The sequence below is a fragment of the Moorena sp. genome, from assembly GCF_982860115.1.
In genome coordinates this window covers 13,235-30,152 of record NZ_CEYLVT010000006.1, presented here as the reverse complement: position 1 = coordinate 30,152, position 16,918 = coordinate 13,235, and the positions used below count along the sequence as shown (strand labels likewise).

The window sequence follows — 16,918 nt, the reverse complement described above, 5'->3', positions numbered from 1 at the left end:
TCAGGAGGAAAAACAATGTTTAATCTCACCTACGAGTTCAAACTCAAACCCACCAAACAACAATCCCAAATATTTGACGAGTGGCTAGAAGTAACTCGTAGGGTGTACAACTATGCTTTAGCTGAGCGTAAAGACTGGTACAAGTCTCGTAGTTGTCAGATAAATTCCTGTAGTCTCCTTCGTTGCTACATAATTCCTGCTGATGCGACCCGTCCCACCTATGCTAGTCAATGTAAGTCTCTGACAGCTGCAAAGAAACAAAACCCTGAATTGAAAAAGGTTCAGTCTCAAGTATTGCAGCAAACTTTAAAAAGAGTTGAAACCGCTTTCACTAATATGTGGGAACGCAATATGGGATTCCCACGATTTAAGAAAAAAGGGAGAATGAGATCCTTTGTTTTTCCTCAAATGAAAGGGGATAGATTTAAGCCTGGCATGGTTCAATTTCCCGTTATTGGTTGGGTAAAGTTTCGCCAATCACGGGATATCGCTGATGATGGAGTAGTCAAACAAGCCCGTATAGTAAAAAGAGTTTCTGGTTGGTATGTAATGCTGACCATTCAATGGGATATTGATCTACCATCACCAATGCCCCATGGTGAAGCAGTAGGAATTGATGTAGGCTTAACTAGTTTTGTGGCAGCTTCCAATGGTCTTTTAGTCAAACGTCCGAGGTTTTTTGGTGATGCCGAACGCAAGCTGAAATTGCTGCAGAAGCGTGTTTCTAGAAAACCTATAGGCTCGAAGAATTGGCAAAAAGCACAGAATAAAGTAGCAAAACTTCATGAGTACATTGCTAATTGCCGTAAAGATTGGCATCGAAAACTAGCTCATCAAATCTGTGACAATGCAGGAATGGTCTTTGTTGAGAATTTAAATCTTGTTGGTCTATCTCGTGGAATGTTGGGCAAACATTGCTTAGATGCAGGATTTGGACAATTTTTCACCATACTAGAACAAACTTGTTGTAAACGTGGGGTTTATTTTCAGAAAGTAGACCCACGTAAGACAAGCCAGATTTGCCCAAACTGTGGAATTGAGACTGGCAAGAAAGAGCTTTCTGAACGTACTCATGTTTGTTTAAATTGCGGCTACACAACTGATAGAGATGTGGCAGCCGCTCAAGTAGTCGCCATGCGCGGACTTGCAGCCGTAGGGCATACGGTCAAGATGCTTGCAGAGGGTAAATTCATTGGAATCCTGATGAAGCAAGAATCCTCGTCCTTATAGGACGGGGAGTGTCAAATAGCTGATTTGGTGACTGCTTAAAACTATTTCCACTGGCGAGGGAAGAGAAAAAATGAGCGTTTTATCCGACTTGATTAGCGATCTCAAAACGGTTTATCATCTAGCCAAACCGATCCGAGGGGATAGCCATCAAGAGCGATTGGAAAACTTTTATCGTACTCAATCAACGGATTACGATCGCTTTCGTCGGCGTTTGCTAAAAGGACGAGAAGAACTTTATCAATCCCTTGCCGATAGCGATAGCAATGGCTGTGTCTGGGTTGACTTCGGGGGCGGTACGGGGTCGAATTTGGAATCCATTGCTAATCGCCTCTCTAAGTTTAGTAAAATTTACATTGTGGATTTGTCCCCTTCCCTGCTGGAAGTGGCGCGAGGGCGAATAGCCGATCACGGCTGGACAAATGTAACCACTGTCGAAGCCGATATCACTCAATTTTTACCGCCAGAAGGGGTGGCGGATATCGTCACTTTTTCCTATTCTTTAACTATGATTCCCGAATGGTTTGCGGCGATTGAGCAAGCTGAAAAGATTTTGAAGCCAGGGGGAATGATCGGGGTTGTGGATTTTTATGTGTCTCACAAACATCCCCCTGAAGGATTGCAACGTCATTCGTTTTTAGCTCGTCACTTCTGGCCGATTTGGTTTGCCACGGATAACGTTTTTCTTTGTCCCAATCGCCTAGGCTACTTGCATCATAAATTTGATACTGTGTCTTTGACAGAAAAGATGGGAAATTTACCATTCCTACCTGGTTTGAAAGTTCCCTACTATAGGTTTATTGGTCGCAAACGATCTAAAACTTGAAGTTCCTCTAATGGGGCTTAGTGGTACAAAAGGAGTTATTTTAGCCCCGGAAACCTTGACGGTTACCGCAGCCAAACCACTACATGTTTATTACTACCTTGTCTAGGCAAATTAAATCCAACGCTGTTTAATTTGCCAAGCCAACACTAACTCCAAACCAACCCAACACCAACCAGCCAATTCCCCCTAACCCTAATAACACCGGAGTCAACCAATTCCCCCACTGCACATACAACGTCTGAGTCTGTCGTCGATAAATCGTATCTGCGTGCAACTCATAGGTATTAATCCCGGATAGCCATACTGTTTTGCCATGGGGGTCTACAATACCGGAATAGCCAGTATTAGTTGCTCTAACAGCCCACCTATCTGTTTCAATGGAGCGCATTACATCTTGAGCATGGTGCTGGGCAGGCATTGTATTACTGTAATGGGCATTATTGGATGCAGTGAGGATAAACTGCCCACCAGCGGCAGCTTGATAGCGGAATTGCTCGGGAAAAGCTGACTCATAACAAATTCCTACCACTGCTTGACCAAAGGGTGTTTCTAATAATTGGTCAGGTTTACCTGGGGCTAAGTGAGCATCAAGAGGGGATAATCGGTCAATTAAACGTTCTAGGAATTCTTCAAAAGGAATATATTCTCCTAAGGGCACTAATTTGACCTTATCGTAACGGCTGAAGGTCTCACCAGTACCGGTGACAGTAAACAAACTATTGGTAAGGCTACGCCCTCTTTGTCCATAGCCTCCTACCCAAACTAAAACCCCTTTATCTAATATTGCTGAGTAGAAAGAACTAACATTGCGAACCTGTTCTTCCCAAAGAAAAGGTAAGGCAGTTTCAGGAGTTAGCACTGCGTCTACCTTTTGATCTGCTAATGTCTGGTATCCAGTAGTGTAACCTTTTATAGCACGCTGCCAGCCAGCGGAGTAAAGTTTGATTTCATTGGGGATGTTTCCTTGAATAATACCGACGTTAATAGCAGAATCTTTTGATTGCTCAATTGGTTGGCTGTACAGTAACCATCCGATAAAATGTAAGCTAATTAATAACCCGATTGCTATACCTAAAAGGATTGAATGTTGTTTGCCCTTGGCGTTTCCGTAGGGTAGGTTGTTGTGATCACTTTCAACGTTAAAGCTGCCAACGTTAAAGCTACCAACGTTAAACTTATTAAGGGTTAATCCGCTTTCAGCAATTAAGCCATTGACTGCTACAATAGCTGCTGTAACTGTTACCGGACCGGATAATTGACCGAGGTGCAAAATGATCAGGTTATGGGGACTTTGGGTATAGGATAAGCCAGACCAGTAGAGGGGACTCATACTCCACAGGGTTTCTATGGCACACCACAATCCTGTACCAATTAGAACCCGCAGGCAGGAGGTTAAAAGAAAATAGTTTTGAGTGGGGTTAGGAAGATTTATATCAGGATTTATATCAGGATTTATATCACGTTGTTGTGTCGCTTTGGTGGAAGGGAATTTAATGGATGGGAAAATTGATTGAGTGATAGAGATTCCTATTGCCCAGACAGCTACTAGGAGTGCTCCCCAGAGGGTAATGACTATCCAGCAGAATAATGCGATCGCAATACTAGCTAGCCATGGTACCCCCATCCAGTCCATCGGGTGAATACCAGTAATCCAAAATAGAGCTAAGCCGTGATAACCGATACCCCAGATCAGACCAGATAAAGCATTGCTACGAATACTCTGACCCCTGACTACTATGAACCATAGCGGCACTAGGGCAATCCACGCTAGGGGCCAAGCTTCCGTTGGTGATGGTGTCAGTCCCATCAGGATGCCACCGATTAACGGTAATAGTAAACGATTTATAGACAAATTAAACTATATAAATAAATTCTCAAGTGGGCGCACCACCTGCTATACGATACAAGGTTGTGTAGTAATGCACTAGACCACTACCCACTGCTATGGCGTAGATCAGAGTTACTAAAACAGCCACCCGACGTTGCCAACGCCAAACTTGCATCAAGCCTGCTGCTAGAAGAATTAAGAAATAGGGGGATACAAATATTAGATAGCGAGCTTTCCATATGGAACTGGAAACATAGGATATCAATAAGATAGATCCGGCAGGTAATAATGCCCACACTTTCATCCACCAGAGTTTTGTTGAGGGGTGCCTGCTCAATAGAGCTATAGCAAGCAAGCCGATTGCCATGGCCGTATATGCCATGTAATAGAGCAAAGGTACAAGATTTGAGGTTAACACATGCTCCACAAGCCACTCCATGATAGACTGCTGATTGAGCTGTTTCATCAAGTCGTTGGCACTGATGCCTGACCCTAGTAAGTGTCTCAATGGCCAGAAAGCTGTCAAGTGGGTGACTTCAGAGACAATTAAGATAATGTTGGGTTTTGGGTATTGTGTTACCCAACCTTTGAGGAATTTAGTGGAAGACTCATTAACTGCTGATACTAAAGGAAGCCAACAACTCCCAATCAGCAGCAGCCTGATCCCAAACGCAAATAATCGGCGCTTTTGATTACGAAACTGCCATGTAATTAATACCAGATCTGGCAGAAACAAGGTCACACTAACCGGAGTAGTCACAAGGGCTAGAAACCTGGCGACAGCCCACCAGTTGATAGCAGCAAACCTAGGATTTTCAAGGGCATGAGCTAGAGCTAAGGTACCCCCCAAACTTAAAAAGGGGATTAGGGTGTACATCCTTACCTCTTGGGCATGGTTGATAAACAGAGGCGAGAGGGTTAGTAACAGGGCGGCAATCAAGCCAACTGGCTTTCCAGCTAAGCGACGACCCAGCACGTAGATTAGGAAGATACTGCCTAGTCCAAAAATCACAGATAGCCCACGCAACCAAACGGTGCTAGTGCTAAACTGCATCCAAATGTAGAGAATCATGAAATAAAAAGGACGTGTGAGATTCTTGGGAGGCAGTGATATCCCACTCTGGGTTTTGTTAATGCTAAATAGTTCGTCGTACCATAAGCTCTCTGTGCCGAGTTGATAGAGGTACAACCCAGTAGCGATTAGTAAAATTAAGCTGATTGGTATCCACTTCTGGAGCCAATTTGCTCTTATTCCAAGTGCTGGTGTATTCAGTTTCATGGTGATGCACAGTTAAGTACAATTAGTTAAGCAAGATTATTTAAGTAAAATTATGGATGGCGTTCGCGTAGCGGCTCTTTTAGAGCATCGCAATCCTAGTACTCTGTGAATTTAGTTGTGAAAATTAGGATAAGGTGTTAGGTGTTAAGTTTTTATATTTAATCCCTAGGGCTATCAGCTCTAATGCTTAATACCAATTAAACGTAATAGTAGAAGATTTTCCCGTTTCTAAGACCAAAACCGAAAATCTTTATCAGATATTTATTTAGATATCTGATCTTTATCAAATATTTATTTTTCCTCAGTGATCAACGGCCTAATTTTTGCCTTGCCTGCTGACGCAGATTCTTAGCATTGGGGTGATTCGGCTGGATTTGAAGTGCCTTTTCCATGGCATTGATTGCTTGATCCAATTGACCAACCTCCCATTTGGCTGCCCCTAGATTACTCCAAGCATCCGCAGAATTAGGATTGAGTTTAATTGCCCGATTATAAGCATCTATCGCCTCATTGTAGCGACCGAGTTTATGTAGCGCTACTCCTCGGTTAATCCAAGCGTCAGCAAAATCAGGCTTGATAGCGATCGCTTTCTCGTATTGAGTTAGGGCTAGAGTTATGGCTGTTGGGGTGTTTTGGGATTCCAGAGCTGCACCTTTGCTCCACAATGCTTCTGGGTAGTCAGGTTTAAGGGCAAGGGCTTGATCGCAGGCAGCCAGTCCTTCTTGAGTACGCCCCAAGGAATTCAGGCTATAACAACGACCCCAATGAGCTTCTGCTAAATTTGAGTCATTTGCGATCGCTTTTTCGTAAGTCATCAGTGCTTGTTGGTACTTTCCTGCTTGCCGCAAGCTATCCCCTTGGTTGTTTAATTCTATTGCAGTTGGTTGTGTTTCCTTTGATTGTGTTTCCGGGTCGGATGGCAATTTTGCCGCTGATTCGGTATCCGATTCAGGAATAGTTTTTTGGACTGAGGTGGTAGTAGTGCTTTCAGGGGTGTTGCTAACTACCGCTGCGGTTGCAGGTTTGGACTCAGAGCTGGTAGTCGATGTTTCCGCAACGGTATCGCTAATCTTGTCAGTAATGTTGTCAGTTTGACTGACAGGTTTGGGAACTAGAAAAGTCTTAGTACCGATCACAGCAATACCGATACCCATCCCTGCTAAGACAGTAATCATCAACCAAGGCTTAGTTAACCATCTTCGGATGATCTCTGATCTGGCCTGGGTTTGTGCTGATGTTGCTGAAACAGAAACAGTCTCTTCCGGAACTGTAGCAGACATAGCTATTGTTGGTGCAGCAGTTAGCCTCTGAACTGCTGCCAACGCTTCTACTGCGGTCGGGTAGCGGTCACGGAAATCATAGCGCACCATACAGTCCAGGATATCCGCTAATTCTGAGTTAACTTGGGTATTAACTTGGATGCGATCGCGCCAGTTAATTTCCCCTGTTTCGGAGTTTTCTTTTAGTAACTTGGGATGAATTCCCGTTAATGCCTGGATACCTACCATACCCACCGCATAGATATCGCTGCTAAAACGGGGATTGCCACCAAACTGTTCTTTGGGGGTGTAGCCATAACTGCCAATAGCAATGGTTTTGGTTTGCCCCGTTTCAGGATCGATAATCTGGGTGCTAGCTTGCTTAACTGCCCCAAAATCAATCATCACAATTCTATTATCCTTGCGGCGGCGGATCAGGTTTGGGGGTTTGATATCACGATGGATCACACGTTGCTCATGGACAAATACTAGGACTTGTAGGATGTCTTGCAACAGAGCAATCACTCGATTTGATTCCCAAGGCTGACTGATTTCTTTGTTGAGCGGTTGTCCATCAATAAATTCTTGGGCCAGATAAAACTCGTGATTTTCCTCAAAATGCGCCAGCAACTGGGGGATCTGATCGTGGGTACCCAGCTGATAGAGCACTTGGGCTTCTCGCTCAAATAGGCGTTTGGAAATTTCCAAACACTCAGGATCCGTCACCTGAGGTTTGAGCTGTTTAATCACACATTGGGGAGTTCCTGGCAAGTGCAAGTCCCGTGCCAGAAACGTTTCACCAAAGCCACCTGCTCCCAGCTTGCTGATAATTTTGTAGCGACCGCCTAAGGGCTTTGCGGAATTTAGCAGTTCATTGTTCATGGTTTAGCTTTGATTATACTCGCTATCCCAGAAGTCGCTACAGGTTTAGAGGGTTCTATAAGCCGGAGTTTAATTTAACTATCAATATTAACCGTAGACACCCAGTCTTTGTATTTCGGTTCCCGATTTTCGGTAATTGCTGCTAGCATTTCCTTTAGCTTTTCGGTTATTGGTCTGTTTTGAGATAAATGATAGTTTTCAATTCGTTTAACTGGGGTGATCTTTGCCGCTGTCCCACTCAGAAATACTTCATCCGCAATAAATAGTTCTGATTTATCCACTGGCCGTTGTATAGTCGGCAAGCCCATGTCTTTAGCAAGGGTCAGAATACTATCCCGAGTAATTCCTTCCAGGATATCCTGGTCGAATCCAGGGGTAATCAGCTGCCCATTTCTGACTATAAAGATATTCATCCCAGAAGCTTCCGAGACTTTCCCTTCAGAATTCATCAAAATGGCTTCATCAAAGCCAGACTCTACTGCTTCAGTTTTCGCCAAGGAAGAGGTAATATAAGCTCCACTAATTTTACCTCTCAAGGGTAAACTTTGGTCTTGTTGTCGATGCCATGAACTAATCCGACAGCTAACTCCCTTAGGAGATAAATAATCTCCTAATTCTAATCCATACACAAAAAAGTCTTTGTCAATCTTATGGAGTCTCGGGGAAATTCCTAAATCTGATGTGTAGACAAAAGGGCGGATATAAAACGATGTAGTTGGTTTATTTTGTTTTATAAAATCAATGATAATAGTCTTGATTTTATCAGCAGGTAAATTGTAGTGTAATAACCGAGCACTATTACTTAGGCGTTGGCAATGGCGGTCTAACCGAAACAGTAAACATTGCTGTGGCTTTTTCGGCTCAGGGATACAGCGTAATCCGCCAAAAGCTCCAGTGCCGTAGTGCAAGGCATGGGTAGCAATGGAGATTTTGGCGTCAGCGAAAGGGACAAACTTGTTCTGAAAGTAAGCAATGGGCAAAAAATCAGGCATAGTTAAAATCAGTGCTTCAAAATTAATTTACCTCAGTTTAACGAGTGGCTGACAGCATGGTCTCAATGGGGTTTAGCCTTGTTGTCACTCCGTAAGGGGCAACTGGCTCCTACCCACGACCTACCCAAAACCCCACACCCGACACCCTATCTAATTTTCACCCTTGTTGTCATCCCCTGAGCATTGGTGGGTATGGTTGACAAAAAATGCTTAATGTGCTAATCAAAACTCAGCACTCACCACTGACCTACTCAGCACTGATCCACGATGTTCCAGTTACAAGGAGTGAAATCTTGGCTGAACCTATTTATATTCAATTGACCTGGGAAGACCCAGAAACCGGGGAGTTAAAGAAACCTGTTCTGAGACCGCCCATTGCTGTTGGTCGAGAAAATGACCATTTGCCAGAACACTTAGCAGGTCAATCTGTGTCTCATCTGGTACTTCTTGACAAGGAAATTTCCCGGTATCACGCCCTGATTACAGTGGCTAATACCCAACTCTATATTACTGACCGCAGCGCCAACGGCACGTTTATTAACGGGCGGAAGATTCGCTCTGGTATTCAACCTTTTTCAAGCAAGGATACCCTGCGGATTGGTCCGTACAAGATTACAGCGACCTTGAAACGGGAAAATGACCTGAACGCCACTGCACAGAACTTTGACCAGACTAGTCTATTAGGAGAGAAAAGTGTCACTAACTCTCTGCCCAATAATAAACCTGTGGTTTGGTTGATTGGCTTAGTGGTACTGTTAATAATGGGAGTCGGCACCTGGGCCGTGGTCAGCGGTCTGCTGGAGGGGTTAAAACCGGGAACGCCAGACCAGGAAAACAATTCCTCCACACATTTAGAACGGTTAGTCGTCAACAGCTAGTTAGCTAAATCTTAACCATGAGATTCTAATGTTATCGAAAATAGAACCTAAATGGAACGTAACCTATGGAATCTCTTCTGAATGTTCGATTTTCCATTAACCCTTTCCCAAGGGTTAGGTTTCAGCGTTTCTTGGGATTGGTTTTGCTAGGTGTACTTACCCTACTGCTCACCCTATTACCAGCCTCTACCTTAGCACAGGAATCTTTGGCAAATGGCACTAAGAAAGCTCCTGTGGTAGTGGATGGTATTGAATTATTTCAAGTCGGCAACGCTGGCAACTTTAGCGCTACTGAGCGAGCCAATCTGATCAATCAGCGCTTAGCAAGGGAGGTGAAATCCCTACAAAAACCTAAGTATGTGGACATTGAATATGTCGGGCAAAACGAGGGGATTCTTCGTACCAAGTTTACCGAGCGCATTCTGGTCACCATTACCAAGGCCGATCAAATTCCTGATACTGATCCTCTTGAGCAAGCCCAGAAATGGGAGAAGCTGATTGAAAGGGCAATCCGGCAGGGCAAACGACAGCGGATGCCAGATTATAGTCGTCAGGCAGTAAGGTTTACAGCCATAGTCCTGGTGTTGTTAATGCTGTTGTACTTGCTGTTACGCTTCTTCAGGCAAGTTGCCTTGCGGAAACTGACCTCCTGGCTAGGCAATCCGGCTTCGCCTTTTTTCCCTTGGCACGACCCAGCCAAATTATTTCTCGGGGCAGCCCTGTTAGGTTTACAGCTTATCCTGTGGACTACAGCGATCTTAACCATTAGTGACCTATTTCCCCAAGTTCGCAGTTGGCGTTATGACCTGTTAAACTTCCTCAAGTCTCCTGTCATTGGTTCCGGAGAAAGCAAATATTCTGCTATCCAAGTGCTGCTGTTGGTGGTATTAACCGTTGTGCTATGGTTTGTGGTTAGTGCCCTCACCAGGCTATTGAGGCGTTACGTCTTGGGCAAAAGTGGCGCTGATTCAGGGGTGCAAGAGGTTATTGCGATCCTGACCCAGTATGTCCTGACATTTTTGGGCATGATTATCATACTGCAAAGTTCTGGGTTGGATTTGAGTTCCCTAACCATTTTTGCCAGTGTCTTAGGGGTGGGAATTGGCTTCGGTGTGCAAAATATTGCTAACAACTTTATCAGTGGCTTAATTATCACCCTAGAGCGACCGATTCAACTGGGGGATTTTATTAAAGTCAACGATTTGGTGGGAACTGTGCAGCGCATTGGTTCCCGCAGTACAGAAATTTGCACCTTGGATAAAGTGACAATAATTGTGCCCAATGCCCGGTTTTTAGAAACTGAGGTGATTAACTGGAGTCACGGTAACCCGATTTCCCGGCTCAAGATTCCTGTAGGAGTGGCTTACGGATCTGATGTGGAGCAGGTCAAGAAGGCACTGTTGGCAGCTGCGAAGAGTCACCCGGAAGTGTTACTGAGGCCCTATCCCCAAGTTTGGTTTCAGGAATTTGGTGAGAGTTCCCTCAACTTTGAGCTGTTGGTCTGGACTGGAGACCCCAAGCGGCAGCCTAAAATCAAGAGTGACCTCAACTACCGGATTGAGAAAAGTCTGCGTCGCCATGATATCCATATACCATTTCCTCAACGGGACCTCCATGTGCGATCGCCTCAGTTAGAAAAATTGCTCACGGCTTGGCTGGGGGAGCGTCAGCCAAAACCGCCAGAAAACCAACTCTATATTCCTAATGGGTATCAGTCTGAGCGGCCCACCCAAGATGCTTTAGTTTCAGGTTTCCTAGAGCCGATGGATGAGGTAGATCTAGACTCTTACCCTACGGCTCCTTTGCAAGAGGATATGGTAACACTAGACATTGAAACCTTGGTCGAAGAAATGCGTCAACCAGAAGCGTTGGATATTAAAGACCGTCGCTATCGTCTCAATAGCTATGGATGCTGTTTTGTTGGGTCAGAAGCCGTAGATTGGTTGGTAAAACGGTGTAATTCTACTCGGGAAGATGCAGTGGCTATTGGACAGATACTGATTAATCGAGGTATTATTCATCATGTCGCAGATGATCATCCTTTCCGGGATGATTATTTGTTTTACCGTTTTTATTTAGATGAGAAATGAACTACCCCACCCTTTAGAGGGACGGGGTTTCAGCAGACCCGTCTGATGAGCGTGATTTTTGTAGACGAAAAAAATTACAGCGGAACAGGGAACAGGTAATAGGGAAAAGGTAAAAAATACTGTGTACCTGATACTTATTAAAAATGCTGTAAAAGTATTGCTAAGCAACACTTTTAGCCATTATTTTTTCAAAAAAATCATACTAATTACGGAATAACAGCTTAGAGAATTCCGATTTTGATTTTGTTTCCCGAAAGTGACAGAAGAGTGATAGTAGAGTGCCTTAATAACGCAGCTTACTGGTATAGTTATGGCGTAAGTCCTGTTAGTGACAAGCTCCATCCCCTTGTGGATAGGGCTGTTGACTGTTCAATATAAAAAGAGTATAAAACTCATAGCTAAAGGCAAAAATGGAGCAAATACACTCAGAAATTGACGCAATTCGCCAGAGCATTGCCGCACTGCGTGCTGAACGTGATACCCTAACCCGCCAGGAAATTATCTTAGAAGACCAGTCTCCAGAAGCGATCGCTCAAGCCTATCGTCGTCAAGCCAGTGAAAACGCCCAACGGTCGGTAGAGATACTAGGAATCGATAATGCGATCGCAGCCTTAGAAGCCCAGTTGCAACAAAAACAGCAGCAGCTACAGCCAGCACTTACTATCAGTGAACCCCTAACCCTAGAAAACCAAATAGAACAAGCCACACAACAAGCTTATGACCACGCTGAACGGATTAATGAACTGGCAGCGGAACTAGCAGAAGAACTCAAAGCCCTAAAAGCGATCGCTCATGACCTGAGTCCCATTTATTGGAAGTTGTATCATCGACCCTTTGTTACTGGATTCAGAAGTACCTCAGTTCCCTATCTTCGTTCCGATCACGATGTTTTAAGGATTACCAAACTAGTCATTTAAGTTAGTAATTAAAACGGATAACCTAAGATTAGTTTATCCGTTTATCCGTTTTTCAACATCCAGGTTTATTTTATCTTGTCTCATTAACCACCACTAACTTTTGCTTTGTAGCCCAGTTTAATCATAATTTGCACTAGTTTATCAGTATGATTACCTTGAATTTCAATAGTATTATCTTTAACGGTACCACCACTACCACATTGGCCTTTGAGCTGTTTAAGTAACTTGGTTAAGGTTTCTGGTGATGATTGAAATCCACTAATTACTGTAACGGTTTTTCCTTTACGTCCTTTCCGTGATGCCTGTACCCGCAAATCTTGCTGATTTGGCGGAAGTTCCTGAATCCCTCGTTCAACTGCAGCGTCATTGCTAGTGCCAAATTCCTGGTAGGCAATTCGATTGCCAGAGGTTTTGGAGTCAGAAGCATTGCGTTTTGATTTTGATGAAGCCATTGCTTGAATTTAGGTATCAATCTATTTACAAATCAGGTTAATATATTATCAAATTTTTGGGTTAAGGGAATCGGTAATCGGTAATCATAAACTACCAATTACCAATTACCCATTACCCATTACCCATTACCCATTACCCTATCCCGGAAAGGAACGGTTCTGGATGTCCCTGTTCAGGAATACAATCGATTTCGATTTGGAATGTCCCTTCAAATCCAGTGTCTTGCACTTGAAATTCCCAGGCACCATCCACTTCTTTCATCTTATCAGCGGGATTGACGGTAAAATCTGGCTGAGCAAATTTTTCATCGGTATGGAGGTAGAGTTCTATGGGTGTCTTGGCAATCAGAACCCGGATATAGTATTGTTTGCGGAAGATGACATTGTCAGAGAAACCAAGACCTAACAAATCCCGTTCACCGACGTAAAAGTCCAGCCGTAAGACCATGTCTTTCTCTTGTGCTGGGATACTCTCATCCTCTAGAATTGATATGGTATTCAGGTAGCCTTCCCAGATCAGATTTTTGCCATCAGCCCAAGTAAATGCTGGCTTTTCGTCGGTCAAATCCTCTTTTATAAACGGACCATAGCAGTTTTCCGCAGCATCACTCTGGTGGAACAGTTCAAAATCCACTAGACGGGGTTTAATGGATACTCCCAGAAAGAACTCACTTTTGCCAAACCAATCCTTACCCCGAGTGATTTGGGCGTTGACAAAACGTAAACGCGATCGCACATTCCCAAATAAAAAGCGCGTTGCTACTTCAAATGCTTCCCGGGAAGTAATCACGGAGTCGAAACCACCGTGGGATTTGTGGATAAAGGTACGGGGTGCCCCAGGAATTTGGGCAGAGAATTGCTTAACTAAGCCATCACTACGGTTATAGTTAGAACCAAACTCATATCTCGGGGAGAAAACGCGGTTGAGAAAGGAGGCTTGTCGCAAATTGTAAGACTTATAGTTGGTGCCAACAATAGTTAAAAGTCGTTCTAAGGGAAAGTGTTTCTCAAAATTTTGGAACGAATAGGGGTTGTTGAGCTTAGTTTGATTTTTTAGATTAAAGCGCTCTAATTCTTCTTGAGCACCTAGTTCTCCCCCAAACCCCAGCCAATCTTCTAAGATTTGGAAGGTAATGCCTTGGTGAGGAGTGCCCAAAGTGATAATTTTATTGATGTAGTCTTCGGCCTTAAGACCAAGGCTGGGATAGGTGACTTGAACTGCTTCACGAGCGATTAACCCACCCATAGAATGGGCGATGATGTTAACCTTAGGTTTAATACCTGCTTGATTTGCGGTTAGTTCACGAATTAAGTAGATCAGACGCACCAATGCATTACCATAGGTGTCAAATTTACGCTCTTTTAGGTCATAGTAGCGAAATACCCAAATGGAGCGCCAAGGCTCTTTGATAGACTCCAAAAAGTATTGTGACATCTCGGGGTTTATGACTACTTTATCCCCTGAAAAAAATCTTTTTTGTTCAGTTTTGTCTGGATAGTTTAAAGTATAGGTTTCTTCTTTGAGGCGCTTAAATTTATCGAAAATACCATTATCCTTTAACCACTGAAGTGATGATGGCAGGGGTTTGCCATCCTGGAGCATTTTCTGCAAAGAGTTTAGTTTCCGAGGCAGGGTTGGTTCATCTTCAATCTCCCGACTACTAAAGGTCACGACGTTAGTGGCATCCTGGTATTGCCAGTCTGACTTGAGAAAACTCAGGATTAATCCTTCATAAATCTGATTTGTTCCCTTTTTGTGTTCATAGACGGTGCCTTGGTTAAAGCCCTGATAGGTTAAGCGCTGTTCCTCTTCAATATTGAGACCGCCAAACCCACGAATTAGGATAATTGGTAAATGAGTACGGGTAGGTACAGACATTGTCATCTCCTATTGTATCTGGAATGTTAATTCATCGATCTTAGCTGCTGATTTATCTATAGACCATCAGTGTTTTTCGTCAATTAAAAATTAATAATTTAAAATCACCTCAGTTCGACATAACCAACTATCCTCTAATTCAGGAGCTTCGAGTCAGGAGCTTCGAGTCAGACTAATTAATTTTTAAGTAAGTTTGAGGATAAATTGGTTTATGTATCCACTGCTTAGCCTTTCAATCAACAGGTAGGACAAAGTCAATCATTTCCTGATGGACATTAAAATAGAGTGATTTTTTTTGATCATAAACTACTTGTGATAATAGTTGTGATTACATTAGCATCGCTCAAGAATAAATTTTTACACTAGCTGTTGTAGCTATCAAACAACTGAAAAAAATCTTGATTGTGCTATTTATATTTTGCTTGTCTGTGTTTTATGGTGATCATGCCTATGCCCACGCTCGCCATTCCAGGTTGTCACCCCGTGAGGCGCTACCCGCAATGGCATTGGCAAGAGGCATGGATGCTAAAGTTGACTACAAAAACTTAGGTGCGCTTTCCGCATTAATAATTAAATTCGCCACGAGTCGCACCTGATGTTGTTTGCGGCAGGTCATGGCTGGGTCAGGGTCGTAATTAAAGGTGAAACGGACTCGATGCATAAGTTTACTGCCATTGGCTTTGGCAGATTTTCGGTCAATCAACCAGCCCAAAACCACTCGCGCTTTACATCAAGATACTGAATAATATCCAATTTAAATGCGCAACAGCTAATGACAATGCCGTAGATGATAGAATTAAATAAATGAAAATGAGGATGAAAAACATCCAAAATGGCAAAAGACGTTTTCCATCAACAGGTTAAAAATGCTTTGATCAAAGACGGATGGAATATCACTCATGATCCTCTCACGATTCGGATTGGCGAGGCAGTAAAATTACAAATTGATTTAGCGGCAGAAATCGCAATCGCAGCTGAACGAGATTCCGAATAGGTGCGCTTTCCAATGGGCGAGTAAATCGCCCTTGGGTCGCACCTCAAAAATTGCTGTAGAAATCAAAAGCTTTATTGGCGACTCAGATATCAGCACATTTCATACGGCGTTAGGGCAATATCTTAATTATTGTCAGGCTCTTGAAGAACTTGAAGCAGAGCGAATTGTTTATTTGGCTATTCCTTATGAAACTTATCAAGATTTTTTTAAGCTTTCTTTCATCCAACGCGCTCTGACACGTTACCAAGTCAAGTTGATGATTTACGATCCAAAATTAGAGGAGATTAAGCAATGGATAAAATAGAGCAATATCGGCAATTTGTAAAGCATATTTTAACTGAACACTCCCAAATAGCAACCCCTACTGATAGGGATACGGTCAAAGCCGAGCTAATATTTGATAGGGAACACGACCATTATCAATTGGCTTATGTGGGTTGGCAAGGAGATAAGCGGGTATTTGGTCCTGTGATGCACTTTGATATTATTGATGGCAAAATCTGGATTCAATATAACGGGACTGAAGACTCGGTTGCTGAGAGGTTGGTGGAAATGGGTGTGCCCACTTCTGATATCGTTTTAGGTTTTCATTCCGCTTTTAAGCGCCAATTTACCCGTTATGCAGTTGGTTAAAACTTTGATACCCTATTTAGCGGTTTGCGACTTTATTACGTGCAAGGGCTGCTCCTGGTTGACTGACAAAACTTTACAGACAGCGATCGCCTGATTGACAGACCAAACTGCTAAAACCATTGATTTTACCTAGGGAGCGGTTGAGGGGTAGCGAAACTCAACAAAACCCTGGCCAGAGTTTGGTTTCACTATGTTCAACCTAACCTAGGAAGCAAAATTTGTCAGTCAACCAGGTTCTATGGTGATTAGTGCTATGCTGATTAGGCCATCCCAGGTTATCAAGCAGGGTAAGCTGATCTAACTTCGTATTACAAACTACAGATAAAAGTTTTTTTATAGTGTTTTTTACCTAAAATCTGCTGAGTTAATGTCAATAAGTGCCCTACATTATCAATAATCCCCAAATGATTGAGAATGTGATTTGAGAAATCTGAAAAATGCTAATGGCAATCACAACAGTTTATTCTTTCTTGCTCAAAATACGTTGGAAGTTCAGGGATTGAGTAGAACAAATGTACTGAGTTTGAACTCAACTTTTTCCAATTTTAAGAAAAATTGGTTTAATTAGATTTTTTTAAGTTACAATTTATACCAAATTACATCAGCTTACCCTAGTTACTATATTGATGCAGGAGGTCTAATAGTTGACTATAGAAACCGGTAGAGTTTAAAATCAGAAAACGCTATTTTAATCGTAACTCTAGCTTCTCATGCCACTCTACCCTTTTTGACTCAAAACCTTCCAGCACCAAGAGTGCTCCGGCAGAAACTTGAAGATATCG

13 protein-coding genes and 1 pseudogene are annotated in these 16,918 nt (G+C 43.1%); 8 read left to right on the top strand and 6 right to left on the bottom strand.

Annotated features, from left to right (window positions below; genetic code table 11):
- Positions 1 to 15: 15 nt before the first annotated feature.
- Both AC4II3_RS02085 and AC4II3_RS02080 read left to right on the top strand, forming a co-directional pair.
- Positions 16 to 1,230: an RNA-guided endonuclease InsQ/TnpB family protein gene (locus AC4II3_RS02085; protein WP_488006961.1), complete on the top strand. Its 1,215-nt coding sequence runs from the start codon at positions 16 to 18 to the stop codon at positions 1,228 to 1,230.
- A gap of 70 nt (positions 1,231 to 1,300) precedes the next feature.
- Positions 1,301 to 2,053, top strand: a complete 753-nt coding sequence (locus tag AC4II3_RS02080; RefSeq protein ID WP_488006959.1) for a class I SAM-dependent methyltransferase — start codon at positions 1,301 to 1,303, stop codon at positions 2,051 to 2,053.
- A 127-nt stretch (positions 2,054 to 2,180) separates the two neighbouring features.
- Here the strand turns inward: AC4II3_RS02080 and lnt are convergent, their stop codons facing one another.
- From lnt to AC4II3_RS02060, 4 genes are all read right to left on the bottom strand, one after another.
- Positions 2,181 to 3,860: an apolipoprotein N-acyltransferase gene (lnt, locus tag AC4II3_RS02075; RefSeq protein WP_488006988.1), complete on the bottom strand. Its 1,680-nt coding sequence runs from the start codon at positions 3,858 to 3,860 to the stop codon at positions 2,181 to 2,183.
- 67 nt (positions 3,861 to 3,927) lie between these two features.
- Positions 3,928 to 5,160: a glycosyltransferase family 39 protein gene (locus AC4II3_RS02070; protein WP_488006957.1), complete on the bottom strand. Its 1,233-nt coding sequence runs from the start codon at positions 5,158 to 5,160 to the stop codon at positions 3,928 to 3,930.
- A 308-nt stretch (positions 5,161 to 5,468) separates the two neighbouring features.
- Entirely contained in the window at positions 5,469 to 7,301 is a 1,833-nt protein-coding gene (locus AC4II3_RS02065; RefSeq protein ID WP_488006955.1) for a tetratricopeptide repeat protein, read from the bottom strand.
- A 74-nt stretch (positions 7,302 to 7,375) separates the two neighbouring features.
- Complete coding sequence (locus AC4II3_RS02060) at positions 7,376 to 8,293, bottom strand: branched-chain amino acid transaminase (protein ID WP_488006953.1); 918 nt, start codon at positions 8,291 to 8,293, stop codon at positions 7,376 to 7,378.
- A 206-nt stretch (positions 8,294 to 8,499) separates the two neighbouring features.
- Between AC4II3_RS02060 and AC4II3_RS02055 the strand changes: the two genes are divergently transcribed.
- The 3 genes from AC4II3_RS02055 (at position 8,500) to AC4II3_RS02045 (ending at position 12,178) form a co-directional block, all read left to right on the top strand.
- Complete coding sequence (locus AC4II3_RS02055) at positions 8,500 to 9,171, top strand: FHA domain-containing protein (RefSeq protein WP_488006951.1); 672 nt, start codon at positions 8,500 to 8,502, stop codon at positions 9,169 to 9,171.
- Between the two features lie 65 nt (positions 9,172 to 9,236).
- A complete protein-coding gene (locus AC4II3_RS02050; protein ID WP_488006949.1) occupies positions 9,237 to 11,261 on the top strand; it encodes a mechanosensitive ion channel domain-containing protein in 2,025 nt (674 codons plus the stop codon).
- Between the two features lie 410 nt (positions 11,262 to 11,671).
- Entirely contained in the window at positions 11,672 to 12,178 is a 507-nt protein-coding gene (locus tag AC4II3_RS02045) for a hypothetical protein (RefSeq protein ID WP_293072439.1), read from the top strand.
- A gap of 83 nt (positions 12,179 to 12,261) precedes the next feature.
- Here AC4II3_RS02045 and AC4II3_RS02040 read toward each other — a convergent pair whose 3' ends face one another.
- Entirely contained in the window at positions 12,262 to 12,630 is a 369-nt protein-coding gene (locus AC4II3_RS02040; RefSeq protein WP_070391866.1) for a translation initiation factor, read from the bottom strand.
- A 133-nt stretch (positions 12,631 to 12,763) separates the two neighbouring features.
- The gene (locus tag AC4II3_RS02035) at positions 12,764 to 14,509 is read right to left on the bottom strand and encodes an esterase/lipase family protein (RefSeq protein ID WP_488006946.1); all 1,746 of its coding nucleotides are present in this window, start codon (positions 14,507 to 14,509) and stop codon (positions 12,764 to 12,766) included.
- 398 nt (positions 14,510 to 14,907) lie between these two features.
- On the opposite strand from AC4II3_RS02035, the gene AC4II3_RS02030 reads away from it, so the two are divergent.
- The 3 genes and pseudogenes from AC4II3_RS02030 (at position 14,908) to AC4II3_RS02020 (ending at position 16,136) form a co-directional block, all read left to right on the top strand.
- Positions 14,908 to 15,105 (top strand): hypothetical protein, encoded by a 198-nt coding sequence (locus tag AC4II3_RS02030; RefSeq protein ID WP_488006944.1) that lies wholly within the window; start codon positions 14,908 to 14,910, stop codon positions 15,103 to 15,105.
- A 236-nt stretch (positions 15,106 to 15,341) separates the two neighbouring features.
- Positions 15,342 to 15,807: pseudogene (locus AC4II3_RS02025) on the top strand (XisH family protein).
- A complete protein-coding gene (locus AC4II3_RS02020) occupies positions 15,795 to 16,136 on the top strand; it encodes a XisI protein (RefSeq protein WP_293087194.1) in 342 nt (113 codons plus the stop codon). The pseudogene AC4II3_RS02025 and the gene AC4II3_RS02020 overlap by 13 nt, the downstream one beginning before the upstream one ends.
- Positions 16,137 to 16,918 lie beyond the last annotated feature (782 nt).